The sequence below is a fragment of the Mesorhizobium sp. WSM4871 genome, from assembly GCF_055811295.1.
On the sequence record NZ_JBVVPU010000002.1, the window covers coordinates 15,611 to 32,237 of the forward strand.

Below are 16,627 nucleotides of genomic sequence, written 5' to 3' on the forward strand. Positions count from 1 at the left end.
TCTGCGTCCTTTTCTTGCTTTCTTCTTTTTTTTTTTTTTTTTATTTTAATCCCCCCCCCCCGCCGCCCCGCCCCCCCCCCCCCCCCCCCCCCCCCCCGCCCAATTTCTCGTTGGCTTATTCGGTGACGTCGACGCCGTCAAACCGGTGAATGCCGAGCGGATCCATGACGAAGCCCGAGACCCTCTTGTTCATCGGCATGAAGACCTTGGAATGGGCGATGGTCAGCCACGGGGCCTCACGCTTGAACACGACCTGAGCTTCTTCGTAGATCTTGGTTCGTTCGGCAACGTCCGTGGTGGCCTTGCCCTTCTTGAGCAGATCCTCGAACTCCTTGTTGCACCATATCGCGTAGTTGGACTGGCCGATGGCGTCGCAGCCGAGCAGGAACAGGAAGTTGTCCGGATCGCCATTGTCGCCGGTCCAGCCGAGCTGGAAGGCGCCGTCACGATCCTTCTGCTTGCCGCGCTCGCGATACTCGGTCCATTCGTAGCTGACGATCTCGGCCTTGACACCGACGGCGGCGTAGTCGGCCTGGATCATTTCAGCGACGCGCTGGGCGTTCGGGTTGTACGGACGGCTGACGGGCATTGCCCAGATCTTCATCGACAGATCCTTGACGCCCGCGTCGGCCAGCATCTTCTTGGCCGCTTCGGGATCATAGGGATCGTCCTTGATGTCCTTGTTATAGGACCACATGGTCGGCGGGATCGGGTTGGTGGCCGGCTGGCCGGCGCCCTGATAGACGGCGTCGATGATCGCCTTCTTGTTGACCGCCATGTTGAGAGCCTTGCGGACCTCGACCTTGTCGAAGGGCGGCACCGTGGTGTTGTAGGCCAGGTAGCCGATGTTGAGGCCTTCCTGCTCGTCGACCTTGAGGTTCGTGTCCGCCTGCAGGCCGGCAATGTCGGCCGGCGCCGGATACGACATGATATCGCACTCGCCTGCCTTCAGCTTCTGCGCGCGCACGGCCGGATCGGTCGTGATGGCGAAGATCAGATCGTCGATCTTCTGGCGGCCGCCATAGTAGCCGTCCCAAGCCGCATAGCGCACGACCGCGTCGACCTGATAGTCAACGAACTGGAACGGACCGGTGCCGATCGGCTTCTGGGTGAATTGCTGCCTTGTGCCGGCCTTGTCGAGCTGGTCGGCATATTCCTTGGAGACGATCGATGCGAAATCCATGCCGAGGTCGGGCAGGAAGGCGACTTCAGGCTTGTTCAGCACGAACTTCACCGTCAGGTCGTCGACCTTGACGATTTCCTTCAGGAGATCCGGGAAACCCATGCCGGTGAAATATTCCCAGCCGGTGCCTTCCAGATAGCTGTACCACGGGTTTTCCTTCTTCCACTGCCGTTCGAAGGAGAAGATCACGTCGTCGGCATTGAGGTCGCGCGTCGGCGTGAAATAGTCGGTGGTCTGGAACTTCACGCCGGGCCGAAGCTTGAACGTGTATTCGAGACCGTCGTCGGAAACCGTCCAGCTCTCGGCGAGGCCGGGCGAGATGGTGGTCTTGCCATGTTCGAACTCGACCAGGCGCGAATAGATGGTGCGTGACGACGCGTCGAAGTCGTTGCCACCGCTCCATGGCGACGGGTCGAAACCGGCCGGCGCCGCCTCCGAGCAATAGACCAGCTGCTTGGCGTTAGCCATGCCGCCGATGACGCTTGCGGCCAGCAGCGCGGCCGCAAAAGTCAGTTTCTTTTTCATTGAGCACTCCCTGATGTTCTTCCAAGCCCCTCTATCAGGCTCGCGAAGCGCGCATATAAGCACCGTTTCTCCGGCTTTGGAACTCCCTGTTTGCCTAACCCACCGTAAGCAGAAAATAATTCTCTGGTTTTGCTAAATCTCAAAAAAAAATAGCAAAACCTGCTAATCACACTATTATTAACGACCGCATTTTTTTATTGATCGCCGATCTCGCCGATACAATAATCCCCTGACTTCGATCTCGCCGCCAGCAGAGCAGGAAGCAGCTTCCCAAGACGTTGTCGGGGAAAGATTTTGACGGCAAATCTTTCCCGTCTTGCCGCAGGGGCAAGACTTGCACGGCCGCCGATAGTCGCAATACATAGATGGCACACCGGATTTCTTGGGGAATCCGCAACGCCGCCGTCTCTGTCATCCGGGAGGTGACGCGACATCAGGCAAGCTGAGACAACAAGAAGAACGACGAGGGAGGGACAGATGGCAAAATCCGCAAAGACTCCGGCGAAGGCCAAAGCCGGAGCAAAACAGACCGGCGCCGACACGCCAAAAGCGCCATCTGCCAAAGCTGCCGCCAAAGGGACTGCCAAAACAATCGCAAAGCCCGCCGCGAAAGGTGCGGCCAAGGCAGCGGCCGGAAAGACCGCGGCGGCGAAGCCCGTCGCCGCCAAACAAACGACGCCGGCAAAATCAGCGCCGGTCAAGAGATTGCCCAAGGCGCTGACGGCGCTTGCCGCCGGACTGCCGGAAAAGCCATGGCTCAAGAACTATCCGAAAATCGTTCCGGCCGAGATCGGTCCACTGCCCCACAGTTCGATCGGCGACTTTCTTGTCGCCGCCTGCAAACAGTTCGCCGGTCAGCCGGCCTTCACCTGCATGGGCAAGACCATCACCTACGCCGAGCTCGAGCGGCAATCGGCGGCCTTCGGCGCCTATCTGCAATCGACTGGATTGCAGAAGGGCGCACGCGTGGCGCTGATGATGCCGAACGTGCTGCAATATCCGGTGGCGATGATGGCGGTGCTGCGCGCCGGCTATGTCGTGGTCAATGTCAACCCGCTTTACACGCCGCGCGAACTGGAGCACCAGCTCAAGGATTCCGGCGCGCAAGCCATCGTCATTCTCGAGAACTTCGCCAGCACCTTGCAAGCGGTCATCGCCAGGACGGCGGTCAAGCATGTCGTGGTGGCCTCAATGGGCGACATGCTTGGCACGCTGAAAGGAACGATCGTCAATTTCGTCGTACGCCGGGTGAAGAAGATGGTGCCGGCATGGTCATTGCCAGACCACATCAAATTCAACGCGGCATTGAAGACGGGGGGCGGTGTAGCATTCAAGCCCGCCAGGGTCGCGGCCGATGATGTCGCCTTCCTGCAATATACGGGCGGCACCACCGGCATTTCGAAGGGCGCGACGCTGCTGCACAGCAATGTGCTGGCCAATGTCGCGCAAAATGCGCTCTGGATCGAAGACGCCTACGCGATCAAGCCGAAACCGGCGCATCTCAACCTGGTCTGCGCATTGCCGCTCTATCACATCTTCGCGCTGACGGTGAACGCGCTGATGGGCATGCAAATGGGTGGCCAGAACATTCTCATCCCCAACCCGCGCGACATTCCCGGCTTTGTGAAGGAGCTGCAGAAATACCCGGTCCACATCTTTCCTGGCCTCAACACGCTGTTCAACGCGTTGCTCAACAATGAGGATTTCCGCAAGCTCGACTTCAAGCCACTGATCCTGACGCTGGGCGGCGGCATGGCGGTGCAGAAGGGGGTCGCGGAGCGCTGGAAAGCGCTGACCGGCTGCCCGGTCACCGAGGGCTATGGACTTTCGGAAACCTCACCAGTGGCCACCGCCAACAAATTCAGCGACGGTAATTTCACTGGCACGATCGGCCTGCCGCTACCCTCGACCGAGATCGCCATCCGCGACGACGACGGCAACAATCTGCCGCTCGGCGAGGTCGGCGAGATCTGCATTCGCGGACCGCAAGTGATGGCCGGTTACTGGAACCGGCCGGACGAGACAGCCAAGGTGATGACCAAGGACGGCTTCTTCAAATCGGGCGACATGGGCTTCATGAACGAGGGCGGCTACACCAAGATCGTCGACCGCAAGAAGGACATGATCCTCGTGTCCGGCTTCAACGTCTACCCGAACGAACTCGAGGAGGTCGTGGCTATGCATCCGGGTGTGCTCGAAGTGGCCGCGATCGGCGTGCCGGACGAACATTCAGGCGAAGCGCCGAAGCTGTTCGTGGTCAAGAAGGATCCGACGCTGACGACCGAGGCGCTGGCCGCCTATTGCCGCGAGAACCTGACCGGCTACAAGCGGCCCAAATATATCGAGTTCCGCACCGAACTGCCGAAGACGCCGGTGGGCAAGATCCTGCGGCGGGCGCTGCGGGGATAGGCGCTATCTTGAACGATTGCCTTGCCGGCGGCGAAGCGGTCGACCCGCGTTCCGGCCCTGACCCGGTCGCATTCATCAGGGCGAACATGCGCCTGATGCCAGTGCCTTCGCTTCCCGAAATCCGGCTTTACACGGCCCATCCGGGAAGCGGTCTCAGACGGCTCACCGATCCGGAAAAAGAAACCGAAGCCGACGAGAAGGAACCGCAGCCACCCTATTGGGCCTATGCCTGGGCCGGCGGCGCGGTGCTCGCCCGCTACATTGTCGATCGGCCGCGGACAGTGGCGGGTCGCCGCGTGCTCGACCTCGGCGCCGGTTCGGGCCTCGTCGGCATCGCCGCGGCAAAGGCCGGCGCAAGCGAGGTGATCGCCGCCGAGATCGATCGCAACGGCGTTGCCGCGCTCGGCCTCAACGCCGTGGCGAACGGCGTTATGATTACGGTCATCGGCGAAGACATCACCGGTGGACCACCGCCCGCGGTCGACCTCATTTTGGCCGGCGACGTTTTTTACGGCCAGAGTGTCGCTGAACGGGTCATGCCCTTCCTCGACCGCTGCCTGGCGGCCGGCATCGATGTGCTGGTTGGCGACCCTGGCCGCGCGTGGCTGCCCCGGTCACGGCTTCGCCTGCTCGCCGAATATATCGTGCCGGATTTCGGGGAGGCCAGGCACGCCGCGACGAAACCGAGCGGCGTCTTCTCGCTCCAGCCGGTCAAATCGTTTCCTTGACCCTCGCCGAAAGAAAATCGGGCAGATCGGCAACCGAATCCAGAATGACGTCGGCGATCAGTGACAGCGATTCACGCGTACCGGTGCCGGAGAGGACGCCGATCGCCAGCCCGCAGCCGCCGGCCCGCGCCATCTCCAGATCGTGACGATTGTCGCCGATCATGGCGATCTCGGTCGGCCTCAAGCCGGTCAGGTCACAAAAGGCGAGGATCGCATCCGGCGCCGGCTTCGGATTGGCCACCGCGTCGTAGCCATAGGCGGCGTCGAAAAGCTGTGCGACGCCGAGCGTAGCCAGCGTCTTTTCCGCGCCGCTGGTCGAATCGTTGGTGGCGACGCCGAGCCGGTAGTCTTTCTTGTGAAGAACGCGAAGCGTCTCGACAATGCCTGGCAGCGCCACGGCCAATGCCGAACCCTTCATCGAGGTAATCTCGTTGAAATGCGCAACGGCGCTCATCTGGTCTTCGTCGGACAGCCTGGGAAACCACAGTTCAACGACGTCGAGGTTTGAGCCGGATGCGAAGATCGAGTCGGGCTTGAAGCGCTTGGCGGCGAAATCGAACCCCGCCGCGGCGAGCAGCCTGTCGGCCTTCCAGCGGTCGCCCTCGGCCGCTTCCAACGCCATGAAATCCGCGATGCTGAGCCACGTTGCGTTGAAGTCGACAAGCGTTCCATCCTTGTCGAACAAAATTCCCTTGATGTCGCCCAAGCTTTTACTCCGATGCACGCAAATGGTGGATATGCCCCACCAGACCTGCCGTCGAAGCGTCTCGCTTGGCGGCACTCTCCTTGCCCTCCACGACAGGCAGCAGTCCGGTCGCCAGTTCCTTGCCGAGTTCGACGCCCCACTGGTCGAAGGAATTGATATCGAACAGCGTGCCTTCGACGAAGACGCGATGCTCATAGAGCGCGATCAGCCGGCCGAACGTATGCGGATCGAGCTTCTTGTAGAGGATCGTCACCGAAGGACGATTGCCGGAGAAGACGCGATGCGGAGCGATCCTGTCGACATCGGCAGGCTTCATGCCCTTGGCCAGCATCTGCGCGCGCGCTTCCTCGAGCGTGCGGCCCTTCATGAAGGCTTCCGACTGCGCCAGGCAGTTGGCGAGCAGCAGATCGTGGTGATGCTTGAGATCGGGCTCATGGCCGATCGCGGCGGCGAGGAATTCGACCGGAATGAAATCGGTGCCCTGGTGCAGCAACTGGAAGAAGGCGTGCTGGCCATTGGTGCCGGGCTCGCCCCAGACCAGCGGGCCGGTCGGCGTCGTTACCGCGCCGCCGTCGAGGGTAACGCTCTTGCCGTTCGATTCCATGTCGAGCTGTTGCAGATAGGCCGGCAGCCTGGACAGCCGCTGATCGTAGGGGATGACCGCGCGAGCGGGATATTTGCAGATCACCCGATGCCACCAGCCGATCAGCCCCAGCAGCGCCGGCAGGTTCTTGCCCAGCGGCGCGGTGCGAAAATGCTCGTCCATCTCGTGGGCGCCATCGAGAAAGGCGCGAAAATTCCTCGGGCCGACAGCGATCATGACCGGCAGGCCGATCGCGCCCCAGACCGAATAGCGGCCGCCGACCCAATCCCAGAAGCCGAACACACGATCAGCCTCGATACCGAACTTCGCCACCAGATCGAGCGCCGTCGAAACGGCGGCGAAATGCTTGCCGACGGCTTCCTTGCCGAGCGCCTTCTCTATCCATTTGCGCGCCGTCTCGGCATTGGTCATCGTCTCGACCGTGGTGAAGGTCTTCGAAGCGATGATGAACAAGGTGGTTTCGGCGGACAGGCCCTTCAGCGTGTCGTGGATGTGGGCGCCGTCGATGTTGGAGACGTAGTGCGCGCGCGGCCCGTCGTGATAGGGCGCCAGCGCCAGCGTCGCCATGGCCGGGCCAAGATCGGAACCGCCGATGCCGATATTGACGATGTCGGTGATCCTCTTGCCGGTGGCGCCCGCCGCCTTGCCTGAACGCACGGCGTCGGCGAAAGCGCCCATGGCGTCGAGCACGGCAAGAACCTCGGACTTCACGTCCTGCCCGTCGAGCACCACGCCCTTGCCGCTGAGGTTGCGCAGCGCCGTGTGCAGCACGGCGCGATCCTCAGTGATGTTGATCTTCTTGCCTTCGAACATCGCGGTCCGCCGGCCGGCGAGGTCGGCCGCCCCCGCGAGTTTCCCCAGCAGGTCCATGGTGTGCGCATCGACCGCGCATTTAGACCAGTCGAGCAGCAGGTCGCCATCGGTGGCGGAGAATGTCTGGAAGCGCTTGGGATCGGCGGCGAAAGCCTCGCGCATGCTGCCGGACGCGCTCGCGCGGTGATTGCGCAACGCGACGAGCTGTTCTTGAAAGGACGATTGATCCACTGCCAAACTCCGAGCCTTAACATGTCATCCCTAATGACCGGATGTTTCCGGCGCATGTCGTCGCGCCACTGTATCGAGCCGAATTCCATTCGTTTCAATGCGTGGGGATGCCGCACTGCAGCATGGAGCGATGACGGCTGCGTCACGCGGGGATGACGCGTTGCGCTGAGGATGACGCGCTGCAGCTACGCGACGACGCTGCGCGTCGCGCGATGGATCACTGGCATAAATCCCAGCGATCAGAAAAATTGATTGGCGCAATACCTTGTGCCACCGTTACATTCGACTGGTCCAGCCAAGCAAAAAAAGCTGGCCATCGAGGAAACATCTTCCATGCCACAGCGAAACGATACGGCCATATGGTCTGGCCTGTTCCGAATTTCGGCGGAATCCGGCCAGACCTTGCAGGCACAGATCCGTCAGGCGATCGTCGCCGCCATCCTGGACCGGCAGATTGCCGCTTCGATGCCGCTGCCGTCGTGCCGGATTCTGGCCGAAAAGCTCGGCGTCGCCCGCGGCACTGTGGTGCTGGCTTTCCAGCAGCTGGTCGACCAGGGGTTTCTTGTGGCGCGCGAACGGCGCGGCCATTTCGTCAATCCCGACGTGCTGGCGACGCCGGCCAAGCCGCACCAGAAGGCGCCCGACCAGGCCAATGAGATCGACTGGAAGGCGCGCCGGCAGATCGCCGCCAGCGACATGCCGCCGCCGGCCAAGCACGACAACTGGATCAAGTCGTCCTACCCCTTCGTCTACGGCCAGTTCGATCCGGCGCTATTCCCGACCGCCGAATGGCGCGAGTGCAACCGCATGGCGCTGGCCGTGCTCGAAATCCGCAACTGGGCGTCCGACATGGTCGACCGCGACGATCCGCTCTTGATCGAGCAGATCCAGGCGCGGCTGTTGCCGCGGCGCGGCATCTTCGCCAATCCGGACGAGATCATCGTGACGCTCGGCGCACAGAACGCGCTCTATATGCTTGCCACCCTGCTGATGACCAAGGGCTCCAAGGTGGCGATGGAAGATCCGGGCTATCCCGACGCGCGCTCGATCTTCCGGCTGGCAGGCGCCGATATCCAACCGGTTCCGGTCGACCAGTCCGGCATCGTAACCGCTTCTATCCCCAATGATTCCGGCTTCGTCTTCGTGACGCCCAGCCATCATTGCCCGACCATGGTGCCGCTGTCGGCGGAGCGCCGGCAGGATTTGCTCTCGCGGGCCAACCGCCACAACCAGATCATCATCGAGGACGGCTATGACAGCCAACTCCTGGACGAGGCCCCGCAGCAGGCGCTGAAGAGCCTCGATCGGTCCGGCCGCGTCGTTTATGTCGGCTCGATGTCGAAGACGCTGGCTCCTGGCCTGAGGCTCGGCTACATCGTCGCCTCGGCCGGATTGATCTCGGAGCTTCGCGCGTTGCGCCGTTTCATGCTGCGGCATCCGCCGGCCAACAACCAGCGCGCGGTCGCGCTGTTCCTGTCGCTTGGCCATCACGAGGCGCTGGTGCGGCGGCTGTCCTCCGCCTTCGACGAGCGGCGCAAGCGCCTGGTCCATGCGATTTCCGCTTTCCTGCCGGAGTGGCGTTCGACCGATTCGGCCGGCGGCACATCGCTCTGGCTCGAGGGGCCACGCGGCACCGATTCGCGCGGCCTGGCGGAAGCGGCCGCCTCGCGCAGCGTCATCATCGAGCCCGGCGACCGCTTCTTCGACCGCACCGAAAAGCCTTCGCGTTTCATGCGCTTGGGCATCTCCTCGATCGCGCTGCAGCACATCGAGCCCGGCATCCGCGAACTGGCGACAGCGGCAGGCCGCAGGCCAGCGGCGGCCTGACCTTCTCCCGAACGGAGCCGGAACCGGCTCCATTCCCCTGGAGAGGTCCTTTAGCACTCTGGCATATGCGACCATGCCGGCTGGCCCATAGGCTGTGCCAATGCCGGCGGCATAGTCGAGGGATAAAGGGGACGAAGCAGGCCGATGGTGGACCAACCGCCGCCTCCCGCTTCGCAGCTAAAGGTGGAGTGCCTAGATGTCAGTGGCTTTTGAGAAGCCGGATTCGCCCGCGGACCAGCGTTCGCGGCGATCAGGCGGGCGCGAAGCGCGCCGCGCCATGCGGGCAGCCCCTCTTGCCGACGACATCAAGCCGGTGCGCGCCGGCCTAGAGGGCGGCAGCTATGGACCGCTCAGCGAAAACGACCGCGAGCGCATTCACGAGGCAGTGCTGACGCTGCTCGAGACTGTCGGCTTCGCCAACGCCATCCCCTCCTGCATCGAGGCGTTGACCAAGGCCGGCGCCACCTATGGTGACGACGGCCGCATCCGCTTCCCTCGCGCGCTGGTCCTCGACACCATCAGACGAGCGGCACGGCATTTTACCCTGCACGGCCAGGACCCGAAACACGACATGCTGATCAAGGGCAAGCGCGTGCATTACGGCACGGCAGGGGCCGCCGTGCACCTGGTGGATGTCGAGAAGCGCGAATACCGCGAGTCGCTGCTGCAGGACATCTACGACGCCGCTCGTATCGTCGAAGGGCTGGACAATATCCATTTCTTCCAGCGGCCGATGGTGCCGCGCGACATTCCCGATCCGCTCGATATGGATTTCAACACGCTCTACGCCTGCGTGATGGGAACTTCGAAACATGTCGGCACCTCGTTCACGGTGCGCGAGAACGTCAAGCCGGCGCTCGACATGCTCTACGCGATCGCCGGCGGCGAGGAGAATTTCCGTGCGCGCCCGTTCGTCTCCAACTCGAACTGCTTCGTCGTGCCGCCAATGAAATTCGCCGAGGATGCCTGCGGCGTGCTCGAAGCCTGTGTCGAAGGCGGCATTCCGATTCTTTTGCTCTCCGCCGGCCAGGCCGGCGCCACCGCTCCCGCGGCTATTGCCGGTGCGGTGGTGCAGGCGGTGGCCGAAGTGCTGGTCGGCCTCGTTTATGTCAACGCCATCAAACCGGGACATCCGGCGATCTTCGGCACCTGGCCGTTCGTGTCGGATCTCAGGACCGGCGCCATGTCAGGAGGCTCGGCCGAGCAGGCGGTGCTGACCGCAGCCTGCGCGCAGATGGCGCAATTTTACGACCTGCCCGGCGGTTCGGCCGCCGGCATGACGGATTCGAAACTGCCCGATATCCAGTCCGGCTACGAAAAGGGCATCACCGACGTGATGGCCGGCCTTGCCGGCCTCAACCTCGTCTATGAATCGGCAGGCATGCATGCCTCGCTGCTCGGCTTCTGCCTGGAAAGCCTGATCATCGACAATGACATGCTCGGCCATTGCCTGCGCTGCGTGCGCGGCATCGAGGTGACCGACGAAGCGCTGTCTATCGAGACGATCACCGAGGTTTGCCTGAATGGACCGGGCCACTATCTCGGCAATGAGCAGACGCTGAGGCTGATGCAGACCGAATATTTCTATCCGGCCGTCGGCGACCGCTTTTCGCCGAAGGAATGGAACGAGAAAGGCAGGCCCGACATCCTGCAGCGGGCGATCATCGAGAAGAAACGCATCCTCGCCGAGCGCTTTCCCCGCCATGTGCCGAAAACAATCGACGACAAACTGCGCGCCCGCTTTGGCGAGATGATCAAGCTGCCGCGCGGCAATATGGGCGGGTGAAACCGCCTCCCCGAGACAGTCAACCCGCGCTCAGCCCGTAGCGTTCGACGACTTCGGCGCTGATCAGCTTGGCATGCAGCGTCATTAGCACGATCTGCGCATCGAAGCTGTCGCCGGCCTCAAGCGCCGCCTCGATCCGGCGCTCCGCGTCCAGCATGTTTTCTCGGCCGTTGGAGCGTTCGAACGCCTCCGGTCCGGCAATACAATAGCCGAACAGCCGCGCCACCGATGGATAGGCCTGCGGCGGCGGCTCGTCGGACCAATGATCCTTCATCAGATTGACGATGGTGAGTTTTACGCCCTCCGGCACAAGGGCGGGATGGAGGTCGACGCCGCGCAACGCGGCGTCGAGTTGCCTGAGATCGCTTGAGCGGCCGAACATTCCGAGGAAGCCTGGGGAAGAGCGCCGTCGGGCCATGATGTTCCTATCCGTTTCCAGTCATATGGCACCGCGATCGCTGTTATGCACGCGCAGGCTGGGCGCGGCGAAGCGCCTCTATCCGCTCACGGCCAGCAACAGGACACCGGCGAAGACCGATCCCGCCAGCGTCGGCAGCATGCCGACCTTGAGCTTCAGGATGGCGATCATGGCGGCGCATGACAGCAGCGCCGCGCGCCAGTCGATGGATGAGAGTACGGGAACGTTCATTCCACCCATGCTGCGCACCTCACCGAAGATGACGTGCAAGGCAAACCACAAAGCGAGATTCATGATGACGCCGACAACGGCGGCGGTGATCGCACCGAGCGCCGCCGACAGCGCCTTGTTGCCGCGCAGCGCTTCGATGTATGGCGCGCCGAGGAATATCCAGAGGAAGCATGGGGTGAACGTGACCCAAAGCGTGAGCAACGCTCCAAGCGACCCGGCCAGCAGCGGGCTCAGCGCGCCGGGTTGGCGGAACGCGGCAAGGAAGCCGACGAACTGCAGGACCAGAATGAGCGGACCGGGCGTCGTTTCCGCCAGCCCAAGGCCATCGACCATCTCACGGGGCGCCAGCCAGCCAAAGGAGCCGACCGCGGCCTGCGCGACATAGGCAAGGACTGCATAGGCGCCGCCGAAGGTGACGACCGCCATGATGCTGAAGAACCTGCCGATCTCACTCCAAACGCTGGCGGATCCGGTGAACGCCCAGATGAGAAGCACAGGCCCGAGCCAGATCGGCAGCCAGATCGCCAAGGTGCGCGGCGCATGCCATCTCGTCGGCCTGGTGTGGGTCAGTTCACCGCGCTCGAACATCAGGTCGACCGCGCCCTTGATGTCGGGAGCGTCGCCCTTGCCATGCGCCGAACCGGAGAAAAGGCCCGGCGCAACGCGGTTGCCGATCCAGCCTGTCAGGCCCGCAAGCAGGACGATGAGCGGAAACGGCACATTCAACGCGTAGATGGCGATGAAGGCGGCGAGTGCGATCGACACCATTGCCCGGTTCTTCAGGGCACGCCTTCCGATCCGGATGACCGCCTCGATGACGATAGCAAGCACGGCCGCCTTCACCCCGAAAAACAGCGCCTCCACAAGCGGCGCGTCGCCATACAGCGCATAAAGGGTGCTCAAAGCGAGCATCACAACCGCGCCCGGCACAACGAAAAGGAGCCCGGCGACCAGACCGCCGAGCGTCCGGTGCAGCAGCCAGCCGATGTAGACGGCAAGCTGCTGGGCCTCCGGGCCGGGCAGCAGCATGCAGTAATTCAATGCATGCAGGAAACGCTGTTCGCCGATCCAGCGCCGCTCCTCGACCAGTTCCCTGTGCATGAGCGCGATCTGCCCGGCCGGCCCGCCGAAGGAGAGCAGGCCGATTTTCGCCCAGACCTTCACGGCCTCGCTGAAGGTCGGCACCGTCGGCGCCGAGGCGATCTCGCCCGTTTTTTCGGAAGCCCCCGTTTTGCCAGAAGTTTGGACACTCATGACGGTTTGCTCGCGCTTGGCCAATTGTGCGTCTCCTCGGTGGCGTCGCGGCACCAGCGAAAAAACGCGTCGTAAAGCAGTATGCCTGCCTGTAATTGTTCCAGATCGTCGCGAAACATTCGCGACAGGCCAAGCGAGGCGGCCAGGAAACCGGCCGCCTGGGGAACCAGATCGAGGCTTGCCGTATCGGCCGCGCGCACAATCATTGCGAGCCGGTCGAGCGGCTCGGATTCGAGCCCGAACTCTTCGATCATGGTGTCGAAGGTGCAGCGTTCGCCCCGGTGCGACCAGAACACATCGTCGATGTCGAAAGGCACAGCCTGGAAGCGATCCGCGGCGGCCGCCACCTCGGCGGCCTCGACAAAGAGAAAAACCGCGCCCGGATCGATGAAACGCCGGATCAGCCAAGGACAGGCGATGCGATCGACCTTCGGGCGGGCCCGCGTCACCCATACGGTGCGGCCTTTATGGTCGCGGGGCGGCATCTTGTCGGTGCGGACCAGGAGCCCCTTGGCATCGCGCCAGGCCTCGAACCCGCCTTCGAGGGATTCGGCGGCAATGCCCTCATGCCGCAGCCACGCGGCCACGCCTTGCGAGAGCTTTTGCCCTTTCTGGCAGACGACCGCCACCCGGCTGCCGGCGAAGTCGGCCGCCCAAGCCTGGACGGTTTTGAAATCACGCCGGCTCGAGGCCGGAAGCAGGCGCGGATCGGCGTTGTAATCGTCATCGACGCGAACATCGACGATCGCGGGCGCACCCGGCAGACCACTCAGACGGGACAATTGCGATACGGTGATAGCGGTTGTTGACGGCATGGCGTCCACCTCCTTGAAAGAGAAGCTTGGACGCGAACGTTGGGCTGACGCCTCACGGGGTCGTCGCGATGCACCCCTTGTCATGATGGTGGATTTGTCGCGCGTGCTTGTCAAGCGTCATGCCTGGAGCAAGGATGCTCGGGCTCCGACGGTTGGGCGGAGGCAGAGCACTTTCCTGCGAGGCAAGACGATGAAAAAGACCTATCACGGCAGCTGCCATTGCGGCGCGGTGCATTTCGAGGCCGATATCGACCTCACTGACGGCATCCGCAAATGCAATTGCAGCTTCTGCTGGAAACTCGGCTACCGAAAGTCGTTCGCAGCCTATGAGGCTGTGCGGGTGACGGATGGCCGCGACCGGATGCGGGAGTACCAGGCGACGCCGTCCAACTGGCCGGAAGGCGACATCAACCACTATATGTGCCCGAACTGCGGCGCGAATTTTCTCTCGCGCGGCTATCTCGACTTCATGGGTGGGAACTTCTGGGCGGTGAACGTCGCCTGCCTCGACGACGTCACCGAAGAGGAACTCGCCGCGGCACCAATCGTCTATGAGGATGGCAAGCGCGACCGGCAGATGGAAGCGCCTGCGATCACCAGCTATTTGTAGAGCAGGGACGCACCGGCGGCGGCTCGATCCGGATCAAGCCGCCGTTTGTGCAGCCGCGGCGCTCCAGCGTTCAGTGATTGTCCCTCGGCACGCCGCTGGTGTGCGCGACATCCTGGTATTTCACCGCCGGCTTCAGCACCATGCCGGCCGAGAACTGGTCGACCATGCCGCGCTGGATCTCTTGCCAGGGCGTCTGGTGCTTGGGGTAATGATAGCCGCCATTGTTCTGCAGCTCGGCGCGGCGCCGCGTGATCTCGTCATCGGTGACGAGGATGTCGGCGGTGCCCTTGCGCAGGTCGATGCGGACGCGGTCGCCCGTCTTCAGCAGCGCCAGCCCGCCGCCTATTGCCGCTTCGGGCGAAGCGTTGAGGATCGACGGTGAGCCCGATGTGCCCGACTGGCGGCCGTCGCCGATGCAGGCCAGCGCGTGGATGCCCTTCTTGATGAGATAGGCCGGCGGCTGCATGTTGACGACCTCGGCGCCGCCGGGATAGCCGATCGGGCCGGCGCCACGCATGAACAGGATGGTGTGCTCGTCGATGCCTTGCGCCGGATCGTCGATGCGGGCGTGGTAGTCTTCCGGCCCGTCGAAAACCATGGCGTTGCCCTCGAAGGCCTCGGGGTCTTGCGGGTTGGACAGATAGCGCTCGCGGAACTCCGGCGAGATGCCGCTGGTCTTCATGATCGCCGAATCGAAGAGATTGCCCCTGAGATTGATGAAGCCGGCATTGGCTTTCAACGGCTCGGCGACGGTGCGGATGACATCGAGATTCTCGTTGACCGCGCCCTTGCAATTGTCGCCCATGGTTTTGCCGTTGACGGTCATGGCATCGGGATGAGGCAACAATCCGGCTTTCATCAGTTCGGCGACGACGGCGGGCACGCCGCCGGCATGATGGTAGTCCTCGCCCAGATACTCGCCCGTCGGCTGCAGATTGACGATGAGCGGCACTTTGAGGCCGACCTTCTGCCAGTCGTCATTGTCGAGCGGCACGCCGAGATGGCGGGCAATCGCATTGAGATGGATCGGTGCGTTGGTCGAGCCGCCGATGGCCGAATTGACGACGATGGCGTTCTCGAAGGCCTCGCGGGTCATGATGTCGGACGGCTTCAGGTCCTCATGCACCATGTCGACGATGCGCTTGCCTGTCTCATAGGCGATCTGGCCGCGCTCGCGATAGGGTGCCGGAATCGCGGCCGAGCCCGGCAATTGCATGCCGAGCGCCTCGGCCAGCGAATTCATCGTGGTGGCGGTGCCCATGGTGTTGCAATAGCCGGTGGACGGCGCCGAGGAGGCGACAATGTCCATGAACTCGTCATAGTCGATCTCGCCGGCCGACAGGCGCTGGCGCGATTCCCAGACGATGGTGCCGGATCCCGTGCGCTTGCCCTTGTGCCAGCCGTTCAGCATCGGGCCGACCGAGAGCGCGATCGCCGGAATGTTGACAGTAGCGGCCGCCATAAGCAGCGCCGGCGTGGTCTTGTCACAACCGATGGTGAGCACGACGCCGTCGAGCGGATAGCCGTAGAGCACTTCGACCAGGCCGAGATAGGCGAGGTTGCGGTCGAGTGCGGCGGTCGGACGCTTGCCGGTCTCCTGAATCGGATGGCACGGGAATTCGAACGGGATGCCGCCCATCGAGACGATACCCTCGCGCACGCGCTTGGCCAGTTCGATATGATGGCGATTGCAGGGCGACAGATCCGAGCCGGTCTGGGCGATGCCGATCAGCGGCTTGCCCGACATCAGTTCGGCGCGCGTCAGCCCGTAATTCAGGTAGCGCTCGAGATAAAGCGCCGTCATGCCCGGATTGTCGGGGTTGTCGAACCACTCCTGCGAGCGAAATTTCTTCTTGTCCGTGGGGGCGCCTGCCATCATGGTCTCCGTATTTGTAGGACAAATCGATATGACAATGCGCGAGTGCAAGCAAGGGGCTCGCGCAATCCTGACCCGCACTTTGGTGCGATAGACACGACCGCGCCCCTGCGCTAGGGCTTCAGGCCTGTCTTTCCGGGGAGATTTAGATGGCTTTGGTAATCGAAGGCGAGGAGCGCATCGCCGCACCCCTGCAGAAAGTGTGGGAAGCGCTGAACGATCCGGACATTTTGAGACAAACCATTCCCGGCTGCCAGAGCCTCGAGAAGAAGTCGGATACAGAGATGGCGGCGACGGTGGTGCTGAAGATCGGGCCGATCAAGGCGACGTTCAACGGCGAGGTGACCTTGAAGAACCTCAAGCCGCCGCATTCCTACACGATCCAGGGCGAGGGCAAGGGCGGCATTGCCGGCTTCGCCAAGGGCGGCGCCGACGTAACCCTGACATCAGATGGGGAGGATACCACAATCCTCAAATATGCGGCCAAGGCCGATGTCGGCGGCAAGATCGCCCAGCTTGGCAGCCGGCTGATCGAATCGACCTCGAAGAAACTGGCTGGACAATTTTTTTCGAGCTTCGGCGAGAAGGTGGGCGGCTGAGCCCTTCCCGTC

General features: G+C 62.8%; 14 protein-coding genes. 6 read left to right on the top strand and 8 right to left on the bottom strand.

All coding sequences use genetic code 11. The annotated features are described in order from the left end of the window. Positions 1-115: 115 nt before the first annotated feature. On the bottom strand, positions 116-1,708 hold the full coding sequence (locus AC0L2H_RS03515; RefSeq protein WP_473588902.1) for an ABC transporter substrate-binding protein: 1,593 nt from the start codon (positions 1,706-1,708) through the stop codon (positions 116-118). A gap of 194 nt (positions 1,709-1,902) precedes the next feature. Further along, positions 1,903-2,409 carry a hypothetical protein gene (locus tag AC0L2H_RS03520; protein ID WP_473588903.1) on the bottom strand — a complete coding sequence of 169 codons (507 nt, stop codon included), beginning with the start codon at positions 2,407-2,409 and terminating at the stop codon, positions 1,903-1,905. A 4-nt stretch (positions 2,410-2,413) separates the two neighbouring features. Between AC0L2H_RS03520 and AC0L2H_RS03525 the strand changes: the two genes are divergently transcribed. Together AC0L2H_RS03525 and AC0L2H_RS03530 are read left to right on the top strand one after the other, a co-directional pair. Then, on the top strand, positions 2,414-4,117 hold the full coding sequence (locus AC0L2H_RS03525) for a long-chain-fatty-acid--CoA ligase (protein WP_473588904.1): 1,704 nt from the start codon (positions 2,414-2,416) through the stop codon (positions 4,115-4,117). A gap of 8 nt (positions 4,118-4,125) precedes the next feature. After that, positions 4,126-4,845 (top strand): class I SAM-dependent methyltransferase, encoded by a 720-nt coding sequence (locus AC0L2H_RS03530; protein WP_473588905.1) that lies wholly within the window; start codon positions 4,126-4,128, stop codon positions 4,843-4,845. Here the strand turns inward: AC0L2H_RS03530 and AC0L2H_RS03535 are convergent. Next, the gene (locus AC0L2H_RS03535) at positions 4,829-5,551 is read right to left on the bottom strand and encodes an HAD family hydrolase (protein ID WP_473588906.1); all 723 of its coding nucleotides are present in this window, start codon (positions 5,549-5,551) and stop codon (positions 4,829-4,831) included. The genes AC0L2H_RS03530 and AC0L2H_RS03535 overlap by 17 nt on opposite strands. A gap of 4 nt (positions 5,552-5,555) precedes the next feature. After that, positions 5,556-7,199, bottom strand: a complete 1,644-nt coding sequence (gene pgi / locus AC0L2H_RS03540) for a glucose-6-phosphate isomerase (RefSeq protein WP_473588907.1) — start codon at positions 7,197-7,199, stop codon at positions 5,556-5,558. Positions 7,200-7,532: 333 nt separating this feature from the next. On the opposite strand from pgi, the gene pdxR reads away from it, so the two are divergent. Together pdxR and AC0L2H_RS03550 are read left to right on the top strand one after the other, a co-directional pair. Continuing rightward, positions 7,533-9,026: a MocR-like pyridoxine biosynthesis transcription factor PdxR gene (gene pdxR, locus AC0L2H_RS03545; RefSeq protein WP_473588908.1), complete on the top strand. Its 1,494-nt coding sequence runs from the start codon at positions 7,533-7,535 to the stop codon at positions 9,024-9,026. A 196-nt stretch (positions 9,027-9,222) separates the two neighbouring features. Further along, positions 9,223-10,812, top strand: coding sequence for a trimethylamine methyltransferase family protein (locus AC0L2H_RS03550; RefSeq protein ID WP_473588909.1), 1,590 nt, complete (start codon positions 9,223-9,225; stop codon positions 10,810-10,812). 19 nt (positions 10,813-10,831) lie between these two features. On the opposite strand, the gene AC0L2H_RS03555 is transcribed toward AC0L2H_RS03550, so the two are convergent. The 3 genes from AC0L2H_RS03555 to AC0L2H_RS03565 all read right to left on the bottom strand — a co-directional run bounded on the left by AC0L2H_RS03555 (position 10,832) and on the right by AC0L2H_RS03565 (position 13,530). Next, entirely contained in the window at positions 10,832-11,230 is a 399-nt protein-coding gene (locus AC0L2H_RS03555) for a hypothetical protein (protein ID WP_473588910.1), read from the bottom strand. A gap of 78 nt (positions 11,231-11,308) precedes the next feature. After that, positions 11,309-12,715, bottom strand: coding sequence for a chromate efflux transporter (chrA, locus tag AC0L2H_RS03560; RefSeq protein ID WP_473588911.1), 1,407 nt, complete (start codon positions 12,713-12,715; stop codon positions 11,309-11,311). Beyond that, positions 12,712-13,530 carry a chromate resistance protein ChrB domain-containing protein gene (locus AC0L2H_RS03565; protein WP_473588912.1) on the bottom strand — a complete coding sequence of 273 codons (819 nt, stop codon included), beginning with the start codon at positions 13,528-13,530 and terminating at the stop codon, positions 12,712-12,714. The genes chrA and AC0L2H_RS03565 overlap by 4 nt, the downstream gene beginning before the upstream one ends. Positions 13,531-13,720: 190 nt before the next feature. Between AC0L2H_RS03565 and AC0L2H_RS03570 the strand changes: the two genes are divergently transcribed. After that, entirely contained in the window at positions 13,721-14,140 is a 420-nt protein-coding gene (locus tag AC0L2H_RS03570) for a GFA family protein (protein ID WP_473588913.1), read from the top strand. Positions 14,141-14,210: 70 nt separating this feature from the next. Here AC0L2H_RS03570 and AC0L2H_RS03575 read toward each other — a convergent pair whose 3' ends face one another. After that, on the bottom strand, positions 14,211-16,016 hold the full coding sequence (locus AC0L2H_RS03575) for an IlvD/Edd family dehydratase (RefSeq protein ID WP_473588914.1): 1,806 nt from the start codon (positions 16,014-16,016) through the stop codon (positions 14,211-14,213). A 149-nt stretch (positions 16,017-16,165) separates the two neighbouring features. Between AC0L2H_RS03575 and AC0L2H_RS03580 the strand changes: the two genes are divergently transcribed. Further along, the gene (locus AC0L2H_RS03580; protein ID WP_097574777.1) at positions 16,166-16,615 is read left to right on the top strand and encodes an SRPBCC family protein; all 450 of its coding nucleotides are present in this window, start codon (positions 16,166-16,168) and stop codon (positions 16,613-16,615) included. The last annotated feature ends 12 nt before the right edge of the window (positions 16,616-16,627 follow it).

Bases quoted from the DNA above. Each gene is read 5' to 3' on its own strand.
- AC0L2H_RS03515 (WP_473588902.1), bottom strand. From the start codon at position 1,708: ATGAAAAAGAAACTGACTTTTGCGGCCGCGCTGCTGGCCGCAAGCGTC.
- pdxR (WP_473588908.1), top strand. From the start codon at position 7,533: ATGCCACAGCGAAACGATACGGCCATATGGTCTGGCCTGTTCCGAATT.
- AC0L2H_RS03550 (WP_473588909.1), top strand. From the start codon at position 9,223: ATGTCAGTGGCTTTTGAGAAGCCGGATTCGCCCGCGGACCAGCGTTCG.
- AC0L2H_RS03555 (WP_473588910.1), bottom strand. From the start codon at position 11,230: ATGGCCCGACGGCGCTCTTCCCCAGGCTTCCTCGGAATGTTCGGCCGC.
- chrA (WP_473588911.1), bottom strand. From the start codon at position 12,715: ATGAGTGTCCAAACTTCTGGCAAAACGGGGGCTTCCGAAAAAACGGGC.
- AC0L2H_RS03565 (WP_473588912.1), bottom strand. From the start codon at position 13,530: ATGCCGTCAACAACCGCTATCACCGTATCGCAATTGTCCCGTCTGAGT.
- AC0L2H_RS03570 (WP_473588913.1), top strand. From the start codon at position 13,721: ATGAAAAAGACCTATCACGGCAGCTGCCATTGCGGCGCGGTGCATTTC.
- AC0L2H_RS03575 (WP_473588914.1), bottom strand. From the start codon at position 16,016: ATGGCAGGCGCCCCCACGGACAAGAAGAAATTTCGCTCGCAGGAGTGG.
- AC0L2H_RS03580 (WP_097574777.1), top strand. From the start codon at position 16,166: ATGGCTTTGGTAATCGAAGGCGAGGAGCGCATCGCCGCACCCCTGCAG.